The 21,718-nt window shown below is 65.0% G+C and carries 14 protein-coding genes; 10 read left to right on the top strand and 4 right to left on the bottom strand.

All coding sequences use genetic code 11. From position 1 onward, the window contains the following. Positions 1–53: 53 nt before the first annotated feature. Entirely contained in the window at positions 54–683 is a 630-nt protein-coding gene (locus ACAM55_RS13270) for a response regulator transcription factor (RefSeq protein ID WP_055796273.1), read from the bottom strand. Continuing rightward, positions 680–3,223: a PAS domain S-box protein gene (locus ACAM55_RS13265; protein ID WP_369652023.1), complete on the bottom strand. Its 2,544-nt coding sequence runs from the start codon at positions 3,221–3,223 to the stop codon at positions 680–682. The genes ACAM55_RS13270 and ACAM55_RS13265 overlap by 4 nt, the downstream gene beginning before the upstream one ends. 215 nt (positions 3,224–3,438) lie before the next feature. Here ACAM55_RS13265 and aceE point away from each other — a divergent pair, with 215 nt between their 5' ends. Genes aceE through lpdA (ACAM55_RS13245) form a run of 4 tightly spaced genes read left to right on the top strand, consistent with a single transcriptional unit; the run spans position 3,439 to position 10,287 of the window. Next, positions 3,439–6,153, top strand: coding sequence for a pyruvate dehydrogenase (acetyl-transferring), homodimeric type (aceE, locus tag ACAM55_RS13260; RefSeq protein ID WP_369652022.1), 2,715 nt, complete (start codon positions 3,439–3,441; stop codon positions 6,151–6,153). A 50-nt stretch (positions 6,154–6,203) separates the two neighbouring features. After that, positions 6,204–7,877 (top strand): dihydrolipoyllysine-residue acetyltransferase, encoded by a 1,674-nt coding sequence (aceF, locus tag ACAM55_RS13255; protein ID WP_369652021.1) that lies wholly within the window; start codon positions 6,204–6,206, stop codon positions 7,875–7,877. Beyond that, on the top strand, positions 7,874–8,467 hold the full coding sequence (locus tag ACAM55_RS13250) for an MFS transporter (protein ID WP_369652020.1): 594 nt from the start codon (positions 7,874–7,876) through the stop codon (positions 8,465–8,467). Before aceF ends, ACAM55_RS13250 begins: the two co-directional genes overlap by 4 nt. Beyond that, positions 8,464–10,287 (top strand): dihydrolipoyl dehydrogenase, encoded by a 1,824-nt coding sequence (lpdA, locus tag ACAM55_RS13245; RefSeq protein WP_369652019.1) that lies wholly within the window; start codon positions 8,464–8,466, stop codon positions 10,285–10,287. The genes ACAM55_RS13250 and lpdA (ACAM55_RS13245) overlap by 4 nt, the downstream gene beginning before the upstream one ends. 97 nt (positions 10,288–10,384) lie before the next feature. Here the strand turns inward: lpdA (ACAM55_RS13245) and ACAM55_RS13240 are convergent, their stop codons facing one another. Further along, positions 10,385–10,969 carry a C40 family peptidase gene (locus ACAM55_RS13240; protein WP_369652018.1) on the bottom strand — a complete coding sequence of 195 codons (585 nt, stop codon included), beginning with the start codon at positions 10,967–10,969 and terminating at the stop codon, positions 10,385–10,387. Between the two features lie 241 nt (positions 10,970–11,210). Between ACAM55_RS13240 and ACAM55_RS13235 the strand changes: the two genes are divergently transcribed. After that, on the top strand, positions 11,211–12,341 hold the full coding sequence (locus tag ACAM55_RS13235; protein WP_369652017.1) for a PQQ-dependent sugar dehydrogenase: 1,131 nt from the start codon (positions 11,211–11,213) through the stop codon (positions 12,339–12,341). Positions 12,342–12,352: 11 nt separating this feature from the next. Here the strand turns inward: ACAM55_RS13235 and ACAM55_RS13230 are convergent, their stop codons facing one another. Further along, on the bottom strand, positions 12,353–13,150 hold the full coding sequence (locus tag ACAM55_RS13230) for an alpha/beta hydrolase (protein ID WP_369652016.1): 798 nt from the start codon (positions 13,148–13,150) through the stop codon (positions 12,353–12,355). A gap of 79 nt (positions 13,151–13,229) precedes the next feature. On the opposite strand from ACAM55_RS13230, the gene ACAM55_RS13225 reads away from it, so the two are divergent. The 5 genes from ACAM55_RS13225 to lpdA (ACAM55_RS13205) all read left to right on the top strand — a co-directional run bounded on the left by ACAM55_RS13225 (position 13,230) and on the right by lpdA (ACAM55_RS13205) (position 21,717). Beyond that, entirely contained in the window at positions 13,230–13,832 is a 603-nt protein-coding gene (locus ACAM55_RS13225; RefSeq protein ID WP_369652015.1) for an isochorismatase family protein, read from the top strand. A gap of 154 nt (positions 13,833–13,986) precedes the next feature. After that, positions 13,987–15,900: a propionate--CoA ligase gene (locus ACAM55_RS13220; protein ID WP_369652014.1), complete on the top strand. Its 1,914-nt coding sequence runs from the start codon at positions 13,987–13,989 to the stop codon at positions 15,898–15,900. A 179-nt stretch (positions 15,901–16,079) separates the two neighbouring features. Further along, positions 16,080–18,956: a 2-oxoglutarate dehydrogenase E1 component gene (locus ACAM55_RS13215; protein WP_369652013.1), complete on the top strand. Its 2,877-nt coding sequence runs from the start codon at positions 16,080–16,082 to the stop codon at positions 18,954–18,956. Positions 18,957–19,009: 53 nt separating this feature from the next. Next, complete coding sequence (gene odhB / locus ACAM55_RS13210) at positions 19,010–20,272, top strand: 2-oxoglutarate dehydrogenase complex dihydrolipoyllysine-residue succinyltransferase (protein ID WP_369652012.1); 1,263 nt, start codon at positions 19,010–19,012, stop codon at positions 20,270–20,272. 14 nt (positions 20,273–20,286) lie between these two features. Next, a complete protein-coding gene (gene lpdA / locus ACAM55_RS13205) occupies positions 20,287–21,717 on the top strand; it encodes a dihydrolipoyl dehydrogenase (protein ID WP_369652011.1) in 1,431 nt (476 codons plus the stop codon). Position 21,718 lies beyond the last annotated feature (1 nt).

The following is a 21,718-nucleotide window of genomic DNA, read 5'->3' as shown; positions in this document are numbered from 1 at the left end:
ACGCCCGCTTGCGCAGGCGTGGTGGACATGCATTGCTATCGGGACAATAGCTTCTAGGCTTTGGAGGGCGCCGCCTGCCCGAGGGCGATCTTGAGCAGATCGGCAACGGTGTTGGCATTGAGCTTTTCCATGATGTTGGCGCGGTGCGCCTCGACCGTCTTGATGCTGATGCCCAGGTCGTCGGCGATCTGCTTGTTCAGGCGCCCGGCCACGATGCGTTCGAGCACCTGGGCTTCGCGGCCGGTGAGTTTGGACAGCAGCGCGTCGCGGCTGGCCGATTGCTGGTGCTGGGTGAAGGCGCCGCGCGCGTGTTCGAGCATGCGCTCGACCAGCGTGACGAGTTCTTCGTCGTTGAAGGGCTTCTGGATGAAATCCATGGCCCCCTTCTTCATGCTGTCGACCGCCATCGGCACGTCGCCGTGGCCGGTGATCACCACGATAGGAAGCGGAGAGCGCCGCTCGATCAGCCGATCCTGCAATTCGAGGCCCGTCATGCCGGCCATGCGGATGTCGACGATCAGACAGGCGACTTCGCGTGGGTCATAGCGGGAAAGAAAGGATTCGGCGGAATCGAAACAGCGGACCCTGTAGTCCTTGCCTTCGAGCAGCCATTGCAGCGAATCTCGTACGGCCTCGTCGTCGTCGACGACATAGACAGTGCCCTTCTTCGGAATCAAACTCATGCAGGTACCTTTGCCTCGTCGCTTGCTACGGAACTGGGAGCATCCAACACCGGAATCCAGAAGGAAAAACGGCATCCGATCACATCTGGGCCATTGTAGATGTTCTCCGCCTGCATCCGCCCGCGATGCGATTCGACGATGGTGCGGCAGAGATTCAGCCCGATGCCCATGCCTTCCGGCTTGGTAGAGAAAAATGCCTCATACAGCCGGTCCATCACCTCGGGCGCCAGGCCCTTGCCGGTGTCCTGCACCGAGAACTCGATGGCGTTGTGGCCCTCGATCACCTTGGGCAGCACGCGCAGCTCGACGCTCCGGCGCGCCAGGGGGCGCTCGGCAATGTCGATCGCCTCGGCTGCGTTCTTCAGCAGGTTGACCATCACCTGCTCGATCAGGATCGGGTCCACCTGCACTACCGGCAGACGGGCCGCCACATAGTGGTTGAGCCGCACGTTGCGCCGGCGCAGCTCGATGCCCGCGAGCTCGACCGCCTCGCTCACCATGGTGGCGACGTCGGCAGCGGTGCGGTTGGGCTCGCTGCGCTTCACGAAGGAGCGGATGCGCTGGATGATCTGGCCCGCGCGCTGCGCCTGCTTCGAGGTTTTTTCCAGCGCCGCGAGCAGCGCGTCGGAGTCGATCGCCTGCCCCTTGATGCGCGACATCATCCCGTTGCAGTAGTTGGTGATGGCCGTCAACGGCTGGTTGAGTTCGTGCGCCACGCTGGAGGCCATTTCGCCCATCGTGATCAGGCGGCTTGCCGCCTGCGCGCGGTCGGCCTGCGCGGCGGCCTGCTCCTCGGCGTCGCGCCGGGGAGTGATGTCGGTGGCGATCACCAGCTGTGCGAGCCGGCCGTCCACCCATGTGAGGTAGCGCGAACGCACCTCGAGCCACTTGCCCAGGTGCGGCACGAAGATCTCGTTGTTGGCGGTCTGGGCGGCAGTCAGGGTGTCGATCGGCAGGCCGGCGTAGGGGTCGACGTCGTCCAGGCCCTCGTCATGCGCATTGGAGGCGGGCACGCCGGCCTGCGCCACCATGCCCAGGTGGCCCACGGTGTCGGAGCCGAACCACAGCCGGTACAGCTTGTTCGCGAACAGCAGTTCCTCGCTGCCGATGGGCGCCACCGACACCGCGGCATCGAGCGCCTCGAGCACCGTGGTGAAGCGCTCGTACGACGCCGACAGTTGCTCGCGGATGCGCGTGGGCTCGGTGATGTCAGTCATCGACGTCATCCATCCGGTCTGGTGGCCGCGCGCGTCGATCAGCGGAGACACGTAGAGCCGGGCATTGAACACGCTCCCGTTCTTGCGCTTCACGCGCACCTGGAAGCCGCCGGGCAGGGCGCGCCCGTGCAGTTCTTCCTCGAGCCGCTCGTTCATGACTTCGCGGTCCGATTCCAGCCAGTAGGGGAAGGGCGGCGACTGCCCCACCAGTTCGGCCTCGCTCCAGCCTGTCATGGCGCAGAAAGCGGCGTTCACATAGGTGATGCGGCCCTGCAGGTCGAGCACGCGCATACCGGTGAGCATGGAGTTTTCCATGGCGCGCCGGAAATTGGTTTCAGCCACCAGGCGCTGCTGGGCCTGCTGGCGCCGCCGGGTGTGGCGCCAGGTGCCGATCAGCATCCAGCTGGTCAACACGCTGAGTGCGCAGACCAGCCAGAAGAGGCCGTTGCCGACCACCCCCTGCGAGGTGCGGTAGGCCTGGGCCCGCAGCACCAGGGCGTTGCCGACAGGCGACACCGGCACTTCGTATTCGTTGGTTCTCTCGGACCAGGGCAAGAGCCGCGTGCCGCTTTCCCTGTTGCTGGCGGTGGTGTTGCCCGCGATCGCGTTGCCCTTGGCGTCGAGCAGCGATACCGCGTAGCGCGCCTGCACTTCCGAGGGCATGCCGTAGCGCAGCAGGCCGTCGACCGAGAATTCGCCCAGCACCACGCCCGCGAACAGGCCCTGGTCGAAAAGCGGGATGTGCAGCTGCAACATGGCCGTGGGGTCCCCGCCCGCCGTCGGCTGCGAGAAAACCGGCTGGCGCAGCTCGCGCGCCAGCGCGTAATTGCTCTCGATGTCGCCTGGGCGGAGCACGTCGCCGATCAGGTGTTGCTGGGAGGGGTGCACGCTCGGCGCGGAGTAGCCGGCCTTGAAGCGGCGCCGGTCGTCGATCCAGGTGACGGTCTGCAGCTCGGGAAACTGGCTCACCAGCGATTCGGCCCGGCTCGCGAACTCGACCGGATCGATCTCCCGGTTCGAGGCGTCGCGCGCGATGCGCATCAGCTGTTCCTGGCGCTCGAGCAAGCGCAGGCGCATGCGCTGCTGGGCGTATTCGACGTCCCGCCGCACCGACTCCTGCTCGCGCTCGACTTCCTCGGTGCGCAGATACCAGAACGCCGACACGATGGCGGCCAGAAACAGCAGCACCGCCGCGATGGGCGCGAGCATGGCGACGGCGTCCTGCAGCACCGGTGTTTGCCGGCGCCACCAGCGGCGCCACCACGAGAGGAGCGACACGTTCACGGCGCTGCGGGCCGCCGCCAGCGGAGAGGGAAAGGGCATCTTCCGAGTTTAGGGGATGCCCCTTGCGCGATAGGTGAAATGCTGCAGTGACACTGGTTGCGGCACGGTCGGCCGCCAGACTGGGTTACTCTGAAATATCACATTAAGAAATCATCATGCGCCATTTGAAATATCGGAATTTCTGTGCGAAACTCGCCCGCGTTTATTGCAGAGCGCACTAAATTACAGCCACAGCCCTAAAAGGAGAGACAAGCATGTCGGCAAATCCCGAGAACCTGTTCGGCTCGGCCGCGAACGACGCGGACGCCCAGGAGACCCGTGAATGGATGGATGCACTGTCCTCCGTTATCCAAAGCGAGGGGCCTGAGCGGGCTCACTTCCTTCTGGAGCAGCTGCTCGAACATGCGCGGCAGCACAGCATCGACAAGCCGTTCTCCGCCAACACCGCCTACGTCAACACGCTGGAGCCCGATCAGGAAGAGCGTTGCCCCGGCAACCTCGAGATCGAAGAGCGCCTGCGCGCCTACATGCGCTGGAACGCCATGGCCATGGTGGTCAAGGCCAACCGCCATCATCCGCCCGAAGGCGGCGACCTGGGCGGCCATATCGGTTCCTTCGCCTCGCTGGCCAACATGTTCGGCGCCGGGTTCAACCACTTCTGGCACGCCGAGAGCGAAAACCACGGTGGCGACTGCCTCTACATCCAGGGCCACGTCTCTCCCGGCATCTATGCCCGCGCCTACCTCGAAGGCCGCCTGAGCGAAGAGCAACTGCTCAACTTCCGCCAGGAAGTGGACGGCAAGGGCCTTTCCAGCTACCCGCATCCGAAGCTGATGCCCGAGTTCTGGCAGTTCCCCACGGTGTCGATGGGCCTGGGCCCGCTGATGGCCATCTACCAGGCTCGCTTCCTCAAGTACCTGCACGCCCGCGGCATCGCCAACACCGAAAACCGCAAGGTCTGGGTGTTCTGCGGCGACGGCGAGATGGACGAGGTCGAGTCGATGGGCGCCATCGGCCTGGCGGCTCGCGAGAAGCTCGACAACCTTATCTTCGTGATCAACTGCAACCTGCAGCGCCTCGACGGCCCGGTGCGCGGCAACGGCAAGATCATCCAGGAGCTGGAGGGCGAGTTCCGCGGCTCGGGCTGGAACGTCCTCAAGCTGATCTGGGGCAGCAACTGGGATCCGCTGCTGGCGCGCGACAAGGAAGGTGCGTTGCGCAAGATCATGATGGAGACCAACGACGGCGACTACCAGGCCTTCAAGGCCAACGACGGTGCCTACGTCCGCAAGCATTTCTTCGGCCGCGATCCGCGCACGCTCGAAATGGTCTCCAAGATGAGCGACGACGACATCTGGCAACTGCGCCGCGGCGGCCATGATTCGCAGAAGGTCTATGCGGCGTTCGACGCGGCCGTGAAGCACCAGGGCCAGCCCACCGTGCTCCTGATCAAGACGGTCAAGGGCTTCGGCATGGGCAAGATCGGCGAAGGCAAGAACACGGTCCACCAGACCAAGAAGCTCGGCGACGAGGACATCAAGGCCTTCCGCGACCGCTTCAACATCCCGATTCCCGACAGCCAGATTGCCGACCTGCCGTTCTACAGGCCGGCCGACGACACGCCGGAAATGAAGTATCTGCACGAGCGCCGCAAGGCCCTCGGCGGCTACCTGCCGCACCGCCGCACCAAGGCCGACGAAAGCTTCACGGTGCCATCGCTCGACGTCTTCAAGTCGGTGATGGAGCCCACGGCCGAAGGCCGCGAGATCTCGACCACGCAGGCCTACGTGCGCTTCCTCACGCAGCTTTTGCGCGACAAGGCGCTGGGCCCGCGCGTCGTTCCCATCCTGGTGGACGAAGCCCGCACCTTCGGCATGGAAGGGTTGTTCCGCCAGATCGGCATCTACAACCCCGCAGGCCAGCAGTACACCCCGGTCGACAAGGATCAGGTCATGTACTACAAGGAAGACAAGGCCGGCCAGATCCTGCAGGAAGGCATCAACGAGGCCGGCGGCATGTCGAGCTGGATCGCGGCAGCCACGTCGTACAGCACCAACAACCGCATCATGGTGCCGTTCTACGTGTACTACTCGATGTTCGGCTTCCAGCGCATCGGCGACCTGGCCTGGGCGGCGGGCGACATGCAGGCGCGCGGCTTCCTGCTGGGCGGTACTTCCGGGCGCACCACGCTGAACGGCGAAGGCCTGCAGCACGAAGACGGCCACAGCCACATCCTGGCCAACACGATTCCGAACTGCGTGAGCTACGACCCGACCTTCGCGCATGAAGTGGGCGTGATCCTGCACCACGGCCTCAAGCGCATGGTCGAGAAGCAGGACAACGTCTACTACTACCTGACGCTGCTCAACGAGAACTACCCCATGCCCGGCCTGCAGCCCGGCACCGAAGAGCAGATCATCAAGGGCATGTACCTGTCGAAGCAGGGCCCCGCGCTCAAGGCCAAGGCGCCCACGGTGCAACTGCTGGGCAGCGGCACCATCCTGCGCGAGAGCTTTGCCGCGCAAGAGCTGCTCGAGAAGGACTGGGGCGTGTCGGCTTCCGTGTGGAGCTGCCCGAGCTTCAACGAGCTGACGCGCGACGGCCAGGACGCCGACCGCTGGAACCTGCTGCACCCGGACCAGGAGCCGCGCGTGCCCTTCGTGGCCGAGCAGCTCGCGCCCACGACCGGCCCGGTGGTGGCGTCGACCGACTACATGAAGGCCTATGCGGAACAGATCCGCCCCTACATGCCGAAGGGCCGCACCTACAAGGTGCTGGGCACCGATGGCTTCGGCCGCAGCGATTTCCGCAACAAGCTGCGCGAGCACTTCGAAGTCAATCGCCACTACATCGTGGTGGCCGCGCTCAAGGCGCTTTCCGAAGATGGCGCGGTGCCGGTGGCCAAGGTGGTCGAGGCGATCAAGAAGTACGGCATCAATGTCGACAAGGTCAACCCGCTTTACGCCTGAACATCAACAATCAACGAACGAACGGCGCCTCACGGCGGGAGACAAACGATATGGCAGCAGTGGAAGTCAAGGTGCCGGACATCGGCGATTTCGATGAAGTCGCGGTGATCGAGGTGCTGGTGAAGGTGGGCGACACGGTCAAGGCCGAGCAGTCGCTCATCACCGTGGAATCGGACAAGGCGTCGATGGAGATCCCGTCGTCGACCGCCGGTGTGGTGAAAGAAATCAAGGTCGCAGTCGGCGGCAAGGTGAAAGAAGGCTCCGTGGTCCTCGTGCTCGAGGCCGAGGGAGCGGCGGCTGCGGCAGCCCCGGCAGCCCCGGCCGCCGCGCCTGCAGCGGCCCCGGCTGCGTCAGCTCCCGCACCAGCCGCAGCGGCGCCTGCCCCGGCTGCCGCACCGGCCGCCTCGGGCCCGGTCGAGGTCAAGGTGCCCGACATCGGCGACTTCAAGGATGTCGCGGTCATCGAGTTGCTGGTGAAGCCCGGCGACATGATCGCGGCCGACCAGTCGCTGATCACGGTGGAGTCGGACAAGGCCTCGATGGAAATTCCGTCGTCGGCTGCCGGCGTGCTCAAGGAACTCAAGGTCAAGGTCGGCGATACGGTCAACATCGGTGACCTCATTGCCGTGCTGGAAGGCGCCGCGGGCGTTGCGGCACCTGCGCCTGCGCAGGCCGCTGCAGCCGCGCCCGCCGCTGCAGCAACCGCCAGCGCCCCCGCGCCGGCTGCTGCTGCTTCGCCGACGCCGGCCGCTGCCGCACCGCACGAGCCCACTGTGGCGCCCACGGGCAAGCTGCCGCATGCGTCCCCTTCGGTGCGCAAGTTCGCTCGCGAACTCGGCGTGCCGCTCGAAGAGGTCAAGGGTTCCGGACCGAAGGGCCGCATCACGCAGGAAGACGTCCAGAGCTTCACCAAGGCCGTGATGAGCGGCCAGGCCAGCACCAAGGCCTCGGCGGCCAAGGCGCCAGCCGGCGGCGGCGCGGACGGCGCGGCACTGGGCCTCATTCCGTGGCCCAAGGTCGACTTCGCGAAGTTCGGCGCGGTCGAGCGCAAGGACCTGTCGCGCATCAAGAAGCTCAGCGGCGCCAACCTGCACCGCAACTGGGTGATGATTCCGCACGTCACCAACAACGACGAAGCCGACATCACCGAGCTCGAAGCCTTCCGCGTCTCCACCAACAAGGAGAACGAGAAGTCGGGCGTCAAGGTCACGATGCTGGCCTTCGTGATCAAGGCGGTGGTTGCGGCGCTGAAGAAATTCCCTGATTTCAACGCCAGCCTCGACGGCGACCAGCTGGTCTACAAGCAGTACTTCCACGTCGGCTTTGCGGCCGACACGCCCAACGGGCTCGTGGTGCCGGTGCTGAAAGATGCCGACAAGAAGGGCATCCTGCAGATCAGCCAGGAGATGGGCGAACTGGCCAAGAAGGCGCGCGACGGCAAGCTCGGTTCGGCCGACATGCAGGGCGGCTGCTTCTCGATCAGCTCGCTCGGCGGCATCGGCGGCACGCATTTCACGCCGATCATCAACGCCCCCGAAGTGGCCATCCTCGGCCTTTCCAAGGGCCAGATGAAGCCGGTGTGGGATGGCAAGCAGTTCGTGCCGCGTCTGACGCTGCCGCTGTCGCTGTCGTACGACCACCGCGTGATCGACGGTGCCCTGGCTGCGCGCTTCAACGCCTACCTGGGCCAGGTGCTCGCGGACTACCGTCGAATCTTGCTATGACCACGGTAGTGGCCGTCCGCAAAGGCGGCCAGGTCACGATGGCCGCGGATTCACTGGTGACCTTCGGTGACACGCGGCTTTCGCACAGCGCCGAGGCAAACCAGAAGATCTTCACCGTCGAGGATGCGGCGGGGCAAAGCCTGTTTGCCGTGGCCGGCGCTGCTGCGCATTTCCTGGTGCTGCAGCACGCGCTGGCCGCGCAGCCGCGCGAGGCGCTGCTGTTCGGCAGCAAGCACGAGATCTTCCGCACCTTCACGCTGCTGCACCCGGTGCTGAAAGACTCGTTCTTCATGCAGACCAAGGAAGACGAGCACGAGCCCTACGAGTCGAGCCAGTTCACCATGCTGATGGCGAATGCCAGCGGCATCTACGGCATCTACAGCTACCGCGAGGTGTTCGAGTTCAAGCAGTTCTGGGCCATCGGCTCGGGACGCAGCTTTGCACTGGGCGCCATGCACGCGGCCTATGACATCAAGTCGCGCACCTCGCGCGACGTGGCGGAGGCGGGAATCGCCGCCGCCTGCGAATTCGATCGCAATTCGGCCCCGCCGGTCGACGTTCTCACACTCAAACTGAAAGTGTCCAAATGAGCGAACAACAAATCAAGGTGCCCGACATCGGTGACTTCGACGAAGTCGCGGTGATCGAGGTGCTGGTCAATGTCGGAGACACGGTCAAGGCCGAGCAGTCGCTGATCACGGTCGAATCGGACAAGGCCTCGATGGAGATTCCGTCGTCTGCCGCCGGCGTGGTGAAGTCGCTTGCGGTCAAGGTCGGCGACAAGGTGAAGGAGGGCTCGGTGGTGTTGACGCTGGAGGTCGACGGCGCCGCGGCGCCCGCGCCGGCAGCCGCCGCACCTGCGCCAGCAGCAGCCGCTGCGCCCGCGCCCAAGGCGGCGCCCGCATCGGCTCCGGCCGCAGCGCCCGTGGCCTCCACCTATGGCGGCAAGGTCGATGTCGAGTGCGACGTCATCGTGCTCGGCGCCGGTCCCGGCGGCTACTCGGCCGCCTTCCGCGCCGCCGACCTCGGCCTCAAGGTGGTGCTGATCGAACGCTACGCCACGCTCGGCGGCGTGTGTCTCAACGTCGGCTGCATCCCGTCGAAGGCGCTGCTGCACGTTGCCTCCGTGATGGATGAAGTGAAGCATTTCGCCGACCTCGGCGTGAGCTTTGCGGCGCCCACGGTGGACCGCGCCAAGCTGCTCGGCCACAAGAACAAGGTGGTGGGCAAGCTCACCGGCGGCCTCACGGCCATGGCCAAGATGCGCAAGGTGACGGTGCTGCGCGGCGTCGGCAACTTCATCGATCCGTACCACCTCGAGGTGGAGGAAACCTCGGGCACCAGCTGGGACACCACCGGCAAGAAGCAGACCGTCAAGTTCCGCAACGCCATCATCGCGGCCGGTTCGCAGTCGGTGAGCCTGCCGTTCATGCCCAAGGACCCGCGCGTGGTCGATTCCACCGGCGCGCTCGAGATGGGCACCGACCCCAAGCGCATGCTGATCCTGGGCGGCGGCATCATCGGCCTCGAAATGGGCACGGTGTATTCCACGCTCGGCGCGCGCCTGGACGTGGTCGAGATGCTCGATGGCCTGATGCAGGGCGCCGACCGCGACCTGGTGAAGGTCTGGCAGAAGATGAACACGCCGCGCTTCGACAACATCATGCTCAAGACCAAGACGGTTGGTGCTGAAGCCACGAAGGAGGGCATCAAGGTCACCTTCGAGGGCGAGCAGGCGCCGAAGGAGCCGCAGGTGTACGACCTGGTGCTGCAGGCCGTGGGCCGCAGCCCGAACGGCAAGAAGATCGGCGCCGAGAAGGCCGGTGTGGCCGTGAGCGACCGCGGCTTCATCCCCGTCGACATCCAGATGCGCACCAACGTGCCCCATATCTTCGCTATCGGCGACATCGTGGGCCAGCCCATGCTGGCGCACAAGGCGGTGCACGAGGCGCATGTGGCGGCCGAGGTGATTGCCGGCGAGCAGAAGGGCGACAAGGAGCTCTCCAGCGCCGCTTTCAATGCCCGTGTGATCCCCAGCGTGGCCTACACCGACCCCGAGGTGGCGTGGGTGGGCCTCACGGAAGACCAGGCCAAGGCCGAAGGCATCAAGATCAAGAAGGGCCACTTCCCGTGGACCGCTTCGGGCCGCGCCATTGCCAACGGCCGCGACGAGGGCTTCACCAAGCTGCTGTTCGATGCCGAGACGCATCGCATCCTGGGCGGCGGCATTGTCGGCACGCATGCCGGCGACATGATCGGCGAGATCGCGCTGGCCATCGAAATGGGCGCCGACGAGATCGACATCGGCAAGACCATCCATCCGCATCCGACGCTGGGTGAAAGCATCGGCATGGCGGCCGAGGTGGCACACGGTACCTGTACCGATCTGCCGCCGGCAAAGAAGGCCTGATCGATCGGGCGTGCCGCTCCCGGGCAATCGGGGCGGCCACAAAAAATCCCGCCGCGGCGGGATTTTTTTGTTCTGATTCGCGCAGGGAGAAGGTGGCTCAGTTACCGGTGTGTGCCGCGGCGGCGGCAGCGGCCTTGACCTCGTCGTTCGGAGCGCCACCGAGCACGCGGCGGGCGCCATCGAAGCGGCGGCTCCAGTAGCTGCCGTTCATGTCTTCCACGCGCACCTGGGCGCCGGTACGCGGCGAGTGGATGAACTTGCCTTCGCCGACGTAAATGCCGACATGGCTGAAGGCGCGGCGCATGGTGTTGAAGAAAACGAGGTCACCGGGCTTGAGCTGGCTGCGGTCGATCTTTTCGGTGGCGGCCGCTTGTTCCTCGGCACGGCGGGGCAGCAAGTGGCCGACCGTCTGGTTGTACATGGCGCGCACGAAGCCGCTGCAATCGAAACCGGATTCCGCCGTATTGCCGCCACGGCGGTAGGGCACCCCGAGGAAGCCGATGGCGGTCACCACCAGATCGGAAGTTCGCTCGGCGACGGTTTGGCGGACCTGCTGGAGTTGTCCGATCAGGCCCTTGTCGGCGAGCAATCGGGCCAGTTCGTCGTCGGTTCGATCCTGTTGGGGGGCGGCCTGGACGGCAACGGCAAACAGGAGGGACGCGGGTAGGACGAAAAAACGCATGGCGCGTAGGATATTGATGACGCGCGGTTATGTCAACCTCATCCGAATTAACGAATGTAGCCGCAAGCTGTTGATTTACAAACTATTTTTCGATTCGGCCGAAGAAAAAATGTAACGGTCAACCTTTATGAACCATAAGCGATTGCCTGCAAGTTAACTTTCGTACTCAGCTTGGATGGGCTAACAGCGTGGATTTGCATCGCAATACGCGTCAAGATCGGTTCAATTCTCTGGAAAAGACATGAACCTGCGCATTCGCACGATCCTCCGCCTGTTGGGAAACGGTATTCCGGTCGCCTGTTTGGGTTTGTGGGGCACCACCCTGGCGCAGATACGGCCGGAGACTGTTTCCTCCGGACTTGAGAATCCGTGGGGCGTGGCCTTTCTGCCGAGCGGCCGCTTCCTGGTCACCGAGCGTTCGGGTCGGTTGCGGCTGATCGGCGCGGACGGAAAGATCGGCGGACCCATCACCGGCCTGCCTGCGATCGCAGCGGGAGGCCAGGGCGGCTTGCTCGACGTACTGGTCGACTCAGGCTTCGAAAAGAATCGCACCCTGTATTTATGCTTTTCCGAGCCGGCGGCCAGCGGGTCGGCCAACAGCACGGCGCTGGCGCGCGCCCAACTCTCCGACGATGGTGCGAAGCTCGAGAACCTCAAGATCGTCTTCAGCCAGCAACCCAAGGTGGCCAGTCGCCAGCATTTCGGATGCCGCATCGTCGAGGCGCGCGACGGCACGCTTTTTCTCACGCTCGGCGATCGGTTCAGCCGCAAGGAAGATGCGCAGAAACTCGACAACCATCTGGGGAAGATCGTGCGCATTGCCAAGGACGGCACCGCGCCCAGGGACAACCCGTTCATCGACAAGGCCGGCGCGCTGCCGGAAATCTGGAGCTACGGCCACCGCAACGGGCAGGGCGCGACGCTCGCTCCCGACGGCCGCTTGTGGATGACCGAGCACGGCCCCCAAGGCGGCGACGAGATCAATGTTCCGCAAGCCGGCCGCAACTACGGCTGGCCGGTGATCACCTACGGTGAAAACTACGGCGGTGGCAAGATCGGCGACGGCATCACGGCGAAGGAGGGCATGGAGCAGCCGCTGCACTACTGGGTGCCGTCGATCGCGCCATCGGGCATGGCCTTTCTCACCAGCGACCGCTATGGCGCGGGATGGAAAGGCAATCTGTTCGTCGGTTCGCTGAAGTTCGGCTATCTCGACCGCATCGAACTGAAAGACGGCAGGGTGGTCGCCGAACACAAGCTGTTGGCTGATGGCAGAGCCCGCATACGCGACGTGAAGCAGGGGCCGGACGGATGGCTCTATGTGCTGACCGACGAGTCGGATGGCAAGCTGCTGCGGTTGCGTCTGAACTGAGCTTTTTCCCTTCAGCCGGGGCAGCCCGGCAGCGGAAGCGTCGGCAACATGCGGCGCCAGAGCCGCCTCCATTCGGGCCAGTCGTGGCCGCCTTCGGTCGTGAACACGCGCTCCTTCGGCAGCGCGGCCGCCAGCAATTGGTGGCTGAAAGCAAAGCGGTCCTCGGTGCCGTAGCCCAGGTAGAGCGGCGGCCGGGCACCGAACGTGGCGGTGGTGCCCACATAGCCGCGCAGCCATTGCCAGAGCTGTGTCTCGTTCGGGGCTCGCGGGTAGCTGCCTGGCGGATCGCCCAGCGGGCCGGTCCAGCGCGCTACGCCGCCAGCGTTGGCGATGTCGGTGCTGAGCGTGCGCTCCCCGAGGTAGGGCGCTAGGGCCACGAGGCCGGCAAGTTCGCCGGGGTGCGTTTGCGCATAAAGCAGTCCGCCGAACCCGCCAACCGAGATGCCGACGATCCAGATCGACTTGTAGCCTTTGCCGCGGGCCGGCACCATCACGTCCTGTTCCAGGCGATCGAGGATGGTCTTGCCGTTGTAGTAGCCAAGATGCGCATCGACCCGCATCACGTCGACTGCGAGCCTGTTGTCGTTCAGTGCCTTGACGAAGCCCTCGTGCGTGAACTCGTCCGGGTGCGAATAAGCGCCGGGGAGCATCACCAGCAGGGTGTCGGCGTTCGGCGCGCAGCTGCTCTTTTCGAGCGTGCTCTCCAGCGGCGGCTTGGCGGTGCGCAGGCCGCTGCATCCGGTCACCACGAGCGCCGCGCCAAGGGCCAGAATCGACAAATGGCGCCGGGTCGAAAAGAAGATCTGCATCCGCCCGGAGTCTAGATGCGCGCCTTTTCGGTGGTACGGTCTGGCCCCATCAATTCCATTTGAATGAAAGAACCGGTTCATGCTGCTCGACGCCTCGCAATCCCAACTCGTGCTGGTCGACTATCAGGCGCAGCTGATGCCTGCGATCTTCGAGGCCGATGCCGTGGCGCAGAACGCGGTGCGCCTGGGCAAGATGGCGCGCCTGTTCGAGGTGCCGGTCTGGGGGACCGAGCACAACCCCTCGAAGCTCGGCGAAAACGTGCCCGACATTCGCGCACTGTGCCAGCGCACCCTGTCCAAGATGCATTTCAGCGGCATGGAGGAGGGCCTCGGCGAATGGCTGCGCGTGCCGGCCAAGGCCCCTCAGGGCAATGCCCGCAGCCTGCCCAAGCACCTGCAGAAACCCGCCGCCGCGGCCGAGGAGCGCAACATGATCGTGATTGCCGGCTGCGAAGCGCACGTCTGCCTGCTGCAGACGGCGCTCGACTTGCTGGAGGACGAGTTCGAGGTCTGGGTCGTGACCGACGCGTGCAGTTCGCGTACCGAGCGCAACCGCGATGCCGCTTTCGACCGGCTGGCCGGCGCGGGCGCCGAGCTGGTGACCACCGAGATGGTCGGCTTCGAATGGCTGCGCACGGCCGAACATCCGGCATTCCCCGAGTTGCTGAAGCTCATCCGCTGACCTGAAGCGCATCCGTCAAGCGACGCCGCGCCGGGGCCCGCGCGGGCGAGCCCCGATTGTTCGGGCCGTCAGCTTGCTGCAAGATCGGTCTCCATAATTATGAATTCAGTTTTGGCATGGCCGCCGGACGATTCAACATAAGGAGACAACGCAGATGAGCCGTTATGAAGACTTCTATCGCCAGTCGGTCGATGCGCCCGAGGCCTTTTGGGCCGAGCAGGCCAGGCTGATCGATTGGCAGGCGCCCCCGGTCCAGGTGCTGGACGCCAGCCGGCCGCCATTCGCCCGGTGGTTCGTGGGCGGCACGACCAATCTGTGCCACAACGCGGTCGACCGGCACCTGGCCGAGCGGGCCGACCAACCGGCGCTGGTCTTCGTCTCGACGGAAACCGGCACGGAAAAGACCTACAGCTTCCGCGAGCTGCACACCGAGGTGCAGCGCACCGCCGCCAGCTTGATCGAGCTGGGTGTCGGCAAGGGCGACCGCGTGCTCATCTACATGCCGATGATTCCCGAGGCCGCGTTCGCGATGCTGGCCTGCGCCCGTATCGGCGCCATCCATTGCGTGGTGTTCGGCGGTTTTGCGAGCGGCTCGCTGGCCACGCGCATCGAGGATGCCGAGCCCAAGGTGGTGGTGAGCGCCGACGCCGGTTCGCGCGGCGGCAAGGTCATCGCGTACAAGCCGCTGCTCGACGAGGCCATCCGGCTTTCCAAGCACAAGCCCTCGGCGGTGCTGCTGGCCGACCGCGGGCTGGCCCCCATGGAGCTGACGGCCGGGCGCGACCACCTGGCTGCCGAACTGACTCGCAAGCACCGCGATGCCGAAGTGCCTTGCACCTGGCTGGCCGCCACCGACATCAGCTACACCATCTACACCAGCGGCACCACCGGCAAACCCAAGGGCGTGCAGCGCGACGTGGGGGGTTATGCCGTGGCGCTGGCCGCGAGCATGAAGCACATCTTCGACGGCCGCGCCGGCGAAACGTATTTCTCGACCAGCGACATCGGCTGGGTGGTGGGCCACAGCTACATCGTCTATGGCCCGCTGATCGCCGGCATGGCCACCCTCATGTACGAAGGCCTGCCGACGCAGGGCATCGACAAGCAACCCGACGGCGGCATCTGGTGGCGCCTGGTCGAGAAGTACAAGGTGACGGTGATGTTCAGCGCGCCCACCGCGGTGCGCGTGCTCAAGAAGCAGGACCCGGCGCTGCTGAAAAAGTACGACCTGTCCAGCCTGCGTGCCCTGTTCCTTGCGGGCGAACCGCTCGACGAGCCCACTGCGCGCTGGATCAGCGACGGGCTGGGCGTGCCGATCATCGACAACTACTGGCAGACCGAGTCGGGCTGGCCGATGATCACCATCGCCAACGGCGTCGAGGCCAAGCCGAGCAAGTTCGGCAGCCCGGGCGTCCCGATGTACGGCTACCGCATCAAGATCCTGCACGAATCGACCGGTGAGGAATTGACCGCCCCGAACGAGAAGGGCGTGGTCGTGGTCGAGGGCCCGACCCCGCCCGGGTTCATGCAGACGGTGTGGAAGGACGACGAGCGCTTCGTCAACACCTACTGGAAGAGCGTGCCGGGCAAGATGGTCTATTCGACCTTCGACTGGGGCATTCGCGACGAGGACGGCTACTTCTACATCCTCGGCCGCACGGACGACGTGATCAATGTGGCGGGCCACCGCCTCGGCACGCGCGAGATCGAGGAAAGCATCTCGGGCCACGCCAGCGTGGCCGAAGTGGCTGTGGTCGGCGTGGCCGACGCGCTCAAGGGCCAGGTGGCCATGGCCTTCGTCGTGCCACGGAACGGCCGCGCACTGACAGACGCCGACGAGGCCTTGAAGCTCGAGGGCGAGATCATGAAAGTGGTGGCCGACCAGCTCGGCGCGCTGGCGCGCCCCGCACGCGTGCGCTTCGTGGGCGGCCTGCCCAAGACCCGCAGCGGCAAGCTGCTGCGGCGTGCCATCCAGGCCGTGTGCGAGCAGCGCGATCCCGGCGACCTGACCACCATCGACGACCCCGCCACGCTCCAGCAGATCAGACAGTTGGTTTCTTCGGACTGAATGAGCAAAAGCGCGCCTTGCAAAGGCGCGACGGGCCGTCATCTGTCTGACGTGGCACAATGCGAAGGTACTCAGGCCCTTCCCCAGCCACAGTCGCATCCGCCAATCGGTCCAGCCGTGTCGCGGAAGGTTTCTTAACCAGCTAGTGCTTCCTCAAGGGAAGCGAAGGTCAGCGGAATATGAGCGATTCTTCTACGCCATCGGCGTACACCGCCTATCAAGGCAACACCTACCTCTTCGGCGGCAACGCGCCCTATGTCGAGGAGATGTACGAAAACTACCTTGCCAACCCCGGTAGCGTGCCTGACAACTGGCGCGCGTACTTCGATGCGCTGCAGGACGTGCCCGCGGTCGACGGCTCCAATACCCGCGATGTGCCGCACCAGCCGGTCATCAACGCCTTCGCCGAACGCGCCAAGCAGGGCACGACCAGGGTCGTGCAGGCCAGCGGCGCGGATTCCGAACTCGGCCGCAAGCGCACCGCCGTCCAGCAACTGATCGCCGCCTACCGCAATGTCGGCGTCCGCTGGGCCGATCTCGATCCCCTCAAGCGCGCCGAGCGCCCGGCCATTCCGGAACTCGAGCCCTCGTTCTACGGCTTTACCGATGCCGACCTCGAGACGGTGTTCAACACCAGCAACACCTTCTTCGGCAAAGAGGCCATGTCGCTGCGCGACCTGCTCAATGCCCTGCGGGAAACGTACTGCGGCACCATCGGCGCCGAGTACATGTACACCACCGACCAGAACCACAAGCGCTGGTGGCAGCAGAAGCTCGAAAGCGCACGCACCAACCCGCAGTTGACCGTCGAGCAGAAGAAGCATGTGCTCAACCGCCTGACGGCCGCCGAAGGCCTCGAGCGCTTCCTGCACACCAAGTACGTCGGCCAGAAGCGCTTCTCGCTCGAAGGCGGCGAAAGCTTCATCGTCTCGATGGACGAACTGATCAACCAGGCCGGCATCAAGGGCGTGCAGGAAATCGTGATCGGCATGGCCCACCGCGGCCGCCTGAACGTGCTGGTCAACTCGCTTGGCAAGATGCCGGCCGACCTGTTCGCCGAGTTCGACCACACCGCACCCGAAGACCTGCCCAGCGGCGACGTCAAGTACCACCAGGGCTTCAGCTCGGACGTGACCACGCCCGGCGGTCCGGTGCACCTGAGCCTCGCGTTCAACCCCTCGCACCTCGAGATCGTGAACCCCGTGGTCGAAGGTTCGGTGCGCGCCCGCATGGACCGCCGCGCCGACCCGCAGGGCAAGCAGGTGCTGCCAGTGCTCGTGCACGGCGACGCCGCCTTTGCAGGCCAGGGCGTCGTGATGGAAACGCTGGCCCTTGCCGAAACGCGCGGCTACTTCACCGGCGGCACGGTACACATCGTCATCAACAACCAGATCGGCTTCACCACCAGCGACCCGCGCGACAGCCGCTCGACGCTGTATTGCTCGGACATCGTCAAGATGATCGAGGCGCCGGTGCTGCACGTGAACGGCGACGATCCCGAGGCCGTGGTGCTCGCCACCCAGCTTGCCCTCGAATTCCGCATGGAGTTCCAGAAGGACGTGGTGGTCGACATCATCTGCTTCCGCAAGCTGGGCCACAACGAGCAGGACACCCCCTCGCTCACCCAGCCGCTCATGTACAAGAAGATCGCCCAGCACCCCGGCACGCGCAAGCGGTACGCCGACAAGCTGGCCACGCAGGGCCTCGGCGAAACGCTCGGCGACGACATGGTCAAGGCCCAGCGCGCCGCCTTCGACGAAGGCCGCAACACGGTCGACCCGGTGCTCACGAATTTCAAGAGCAAGTACGCCGTCGACTGGAACCCGTACCTCAACAAGAAGTGGACCGACGCTGGCGATACCGCCATTCCGACCAGCGAATGGAAGCGCCTGGCTGAGAAGATCACCGCGGTGCCGGCCGGCTTCACGGTGCACCCGCTCGTGAAGAAGGTGCTGGACGACCGCGCCGCCATGGGCCGCGGCGACGTGAACGTCGACTGGGGCATGGGCGAGCACATGGCTTTTGCCTCGCTCGTGGCCAGCGGCTACCCGGTTCGCCTGTCGGGCGAGGACAGCGGCCGTGGCACGTTCACGCACCGCCACGCCGTGCTGCACGACCAGAACCGCGAGAAGTTCGACGAAGGCACCTACACGCCGCTGCAGAACGTGGCTGAAAACCAGGCTCCGTTCGTCGTCATCGACTCGATCCTGTCGGAAGAGGCCGTGCTCGCGTTCGAATACGGCTACGCCTCGAACGACCCCAACACGCTCGTGATCTGGGAAGCCCAGTTCGGCGACTTCGTGAACGGCGCGCAGGTGGTGATCGACCAGTTCATCGCCTCGGGCGAAGTGAAGTGGGGCCGCGTCAACGGCCTGACGATGATGCTGCCGCATGGCTACGAAGGCCAGGGCCCCGAGCACAGCTCGGCACGCCTTGAGCGCTTCATGCAGCTGAGCGCCGACACCAACATGCAGGTGGTGCAGCCGACCACGGCGAGCCAGATCTTCCACGTGCTGCGCCGCCAGATGGTGCGCAACCTGCGCAAGCCGCTGATCATCATGACGCCGAAGTCGCTGCTGCGTAACAAGGACGCGACCTCGCCGTTGTCCGAGTTCACGAAGGGCAGCTTCCAGACGGTCATCCCGGACAGCAAGGGCCTCAAGGCGGAGAAGGTCAAGCGCCTGATCGCCTGCTCGGGCAAGGTCTACTACGACCTGGCCAAGAAGCGCGAAGAAAAGGGCGACGACGACGTGGCGATCATCCGCGTCGAGCAGCTCTATCCGTTCCCGCACAAGGCGTTTGCCGCCGAGATCAAGAAGTACCCCAATCTCAGCGACGTGGTGTGGTGCCAGGACGAGCCGCAGAACCAGGGCGCCTGGTTCTTCGTGCAGCACTATATCCACGAGAACATGCAGGAAGGCCAGAAGCTCGGCTACTCCGGCCGTGCCGCTTCGGCATCGCCTGCAGTCGGCTACTCGCACCTGCATCAGGAACAGCAGAAGGCGCTCGTCGATGGCGCATTTGGCAAGCTCAAGGGCTTCGTGCTGACCAAGTAAAACGATCTCTTTTCACACGAACACCCTGAAGAAAAAAGCGGAGCTCACTCCAAATGTCTATCGTAGAAGTCAAAGTCCCCCAGCTTTCCGAATCCGTGGCCGAAGCCACCATGCTCACCTGGAAGAAGAAGGCCGGCGAAGCCGTCGCCGTCGATGAAATCCTGATCGAGATCGAGACCGACAAGGTCGTGCTGGAAGTGCCCGCGCCCTCGGCTGGCGTGCTGGCCGAAATCGTGCAGCCCGATGGCGCCACCGTGGTGGCCGATCAGCTGATCGCCAAGATCGACACCGAAGGCAAGGCTGGCGCTGCTGCCCCGGCTGCGGCACCCGCTGCTGCCGCCGCACCGGCCGCGGCAGCGCCTGCTCCGGCAGCCGCTGCCGCCACCGGCGGTTCGAAGTCGGACGTTGCCATGCCCGCAGCCGCCAAGCTGCTGGCCGACAACAACCTCAAGACCAGCGACGTGTCGGGTACCGGCAAGGACGGCCGCGTGACCAAGGGCGACGTGCTCGGCGCAGTGGCTTCGGGCGCCAGGCCCGCGGCCACCATTCCGGCACCCGCTGCCAAGCCCGCACTGCCGCAAGTCGCCGCGCCCACCAGCGCGCCCGACCTGGGCGAGCGTCCGGAGCAGCGTGTACCGATGAGCCGCCTGCGCGCCCGCATCGCCGAGCGCCTGCTGCAATCGCAGTCGACCAACGCCATCCTGACCACCTTCAACGAGGTCAACATGGCGCCCGTGATGGAACTGCGCAAGCGCTTCCAGGACAGCTTCACCAAGGAACACGGCGTGAAGCTCGGCTTCATGAGCTTCTTCGTGAAGGCCGCGGTGCATGCGCTCAAGAAGTACCCGGTGATCAACGCCTCGGTCGACGGCAACGACATCCTGTACCACGGCTACTTCGACATCGGCATCGCCGTCGGTTCGCCGCGCGGCCTGGTGGTGCCCATCCTGCGCAATGCCGACCAGATGAGCTTTGCCGACATCGAGAAGAAGATCGCCGAATACGGCAAGAAGGCCCAGGACGGCAAGCTCGGCATCGAAGAGATGACCGGCGGCACGTTCTCCATCTCGAACGGCGGCACTTTCGGCTCGATGCTCTCGACCCCGATCATCAACCCGCCGCAGTCGGCCATCCTCGGCGTGCACGCCACCAAGGACCGCGCCGTGGTCGAGAACGGCCAGATCGTCATCCGCCCGATGAACTACCTTGCCATGAGCTATGACCACCGCATCATCGACGGCCGCGAAGCCGTGCTGGGCCTGGTCGCCATGAAGGAAGCGCTGGAAGATCCGTCGCGCCTGTTGTTCGACATCTGAGGGGAAAGAATCAGATGGCAAACAAACAATTCGACGTCATCGTCATCGGCGGCGGCCCCGGCGGCTACATTGCCGCCATCCGCGCCGCGCAACTCGGCTTCAACGTCGCCTGCATCGACGAGTGGAAGAACGGCAAGGGCGGCCCGGCACCGGGCGGCACCTGCACCAACGTCGGCTGCATTCCGTCGAAGGCGCTGCTGCAATCGTCGGAGCATTTCGAGCAGGCCGGCCACCACTTTGCCGACCACGGCATCAAGGTCGAGGGCCTGGGGCTGGACATCGACAAGATGCTGGCCCGCAAGGACCAGGTCGTGAAGCAGAACAACGACGGCATCCTGTACCTGTTCAAGAAGAACAAGATCGCCTTCTTCCATGGCCGCGGTTCGTTCGTGAAGACCGACGCCACCGGCTACGAGATCAAGGTGTCGGGCGCCGCCGAGGAGTCGATCAGCGGCAAGCACATCATCCTGGCCACGGGCTCCAATGCCCGCGCGTTGCCCGGCACGCCGTTCGACGAAGAAAACATCCTCTCGAACGACGGCGCACTGCGCATCGGCGCGGTGCCGAAGAAGCTGGGCCTGATCGGCTCGGGTGTCATCGGCCTTGAAATGGGCTCGGTGTGGCGTCGCCTGGGCGCCGAGGTCACGGTGCTCGAAGCGTTGCCGACCTTCCTCGGCGCGGTCGACGAGCAGATCGCCAAGGAAGCCAAGAAGGCTTTCGACAAGCAGAAGCTCAAGATCGAACTCGGCGTCAAGGTCGGCGAGATCAAGTCGTCCAAGAAGGGCGTGAGCGTGGCGTGGACCAATGCCAAGGGCGAGGCGCAGACCCTCGAGGTCGACAAGCTGATCGTCTCGATCGGCCGCGTGCCCAACACCATCGGCCTGAACGCCGAAGCCGTGGGCCTCAAGCTCGACGAACGCGGTGCCATCGCGGTGGACGACGACTGCAAGACCAGCCTGCCCAACGTCTGGGCCATCGGCGACGTGGTTCGCGGCCCGATGCTCGCGCACAAGGCCGAGGAAGAGGGTGTTGCCGTGGCGGAGCGCATTGCGGGCCAGCACGGCCACGTCAACTTCAACACCGTGCCGTGGGTGATCTACACCAGCCCCGAGATCGCATGGGTCGGCCAGACCGAGCAACAGCTCAAGGCCGCGGGCCGTGCCTACAAGGCCGGCACCTTCCCGTTCCTTGCGAACGGCCGCGCGCGCGCGCTGGGCGACACGACCGGCATGGTCAAGTTCCTGGCCGATGCAGCAACGGACGAAATCCTCGGCGTGCACATCGTGGGCCCGCAGGCCAGCGAGCTGATCTCCGAAGCCGTGGTGGCGATGGAGTTCAAGGCCAGTGCCGAAGACATCGCGCGCATCTGCCATGCGCACCCGTCGCTGTCGGAAGCCACCAAGGAAGCGGCACTTGCCGTGGACAAGCGCACGCTGAACTTCTGAT

The organism is Variovorax sp. V213 (assembly GCF_041154455.1).
In the GTDB taxonomy this organism is placed as follows: Bacteria; Pseudomonadota; Gammaproteobacteria; order Burkholderiales; family Burkholderiaceae_C; genus Variovorax.
This window is presented reverse-complemented; position numbering and strand designations above follow the sequence as displayed.

Excerpts from the sequence above, each read along its gene's own strand:
- ACAM55_RS13230 (WP_369652016.1), bottom strand. The coding sequence starts at position 13,150 with ATGCAGATCTTCTTTTCGACCCGGCGCCATTTGTCGATTCTGGCCCTT.
- ACAM55_RS13235 (WP_369652017.1), top strand. The coding sequence starts at position 11,211 with ATGAACCTGCGCATTCGCACGATCCTCCGCCTGTTGGGAAACGGTATT.
- ACAM55_RS13220 (WP_369652014.1), top strand. The coding sequence starts at position 13,987 with ATGAGCCGTTATGAAGACTTCTATCGCCAGTCGGTCGATGCGCCCGAG.
- aceF (WP_369652021.1), top strand. The coding sequence starts at position 6,204 with ATGGCAGCAGTGGAAGTCAAGGTGCCGGACATCGGCGATTTCGATGAA.
- ACAM55_RS13265 (WP_369652023.1), bottom strand. The coding sequence starts at position 3,223 with ATGCCCTTTCCCTCTCCGCTGGCGGCGGCCCGCAGCGCCGTGAACGTG.
- ACAM55_RS13225 (WP_369652015.1), top strand. The coding sequence starts at position 13,230 with ATGCTGCTCGACGCCTCGCAATCCCAACTCGTGCTGGTCGACTATCAG.
- lpdA (WP_369652011.1), top strand. The coding sequence starts at position 20,287 with ATGGCAAACAAACAATTCGACGTCATCGTCATCGGCGGCGGCCCCGGC.
- ACAM55_RS13250 (WP_369652020.1), top strand. The coding sequence starts at position 7,874 with ATGACCACGGTAGTGGCCGTCCGCAAAGGCGGCCAGGTCACGATGGCC.
- ACAM55_RS13240 (WP_369652018.1), bottom strand. The coding sequence starts at position 10,969 with ATGCGTTTTTTCGTCCTACCCGCGTCCCTCCTGTTTGCCGTTGCCGTC.
- ACAM55_RS13215 (WP_369652013.1), top strand. The coding sequence starts at position 16,080 with ATGAGCGATTCTTCTACGCCATCGGCGTACACCGCCTATCAAGGCAAC.
- lpdA (WP_369652019.1), top strand. The coding sequence starts at position 8,464 with ATGAGCGAACAACAAATCAAGGTGCCCGACATCGGTGACTTCGACGAA.
- odhB (WP_369652012.1), top strand. The coding sequence starts at position 19,010 with ATGTCTATCGTAGAAGTCAAAGTCCCCCAGCTTTCCGAATCCGTGGCC.
- aceE (WP_369652022.1), top strand. The coding sequence starts at position 3,439 with ATGTCGGCAAATCCCGAGAACCTGTTCGGCTCGGCCGCGAACGACGCG.
- ACAM55_RS13270 (WP_055796273.1), bottom strand. The coding sequence starts at position 683 with ATGAGTTTGATTCCGAAGAAGGGCACTGTCTATGTCGTCGACGACGAC.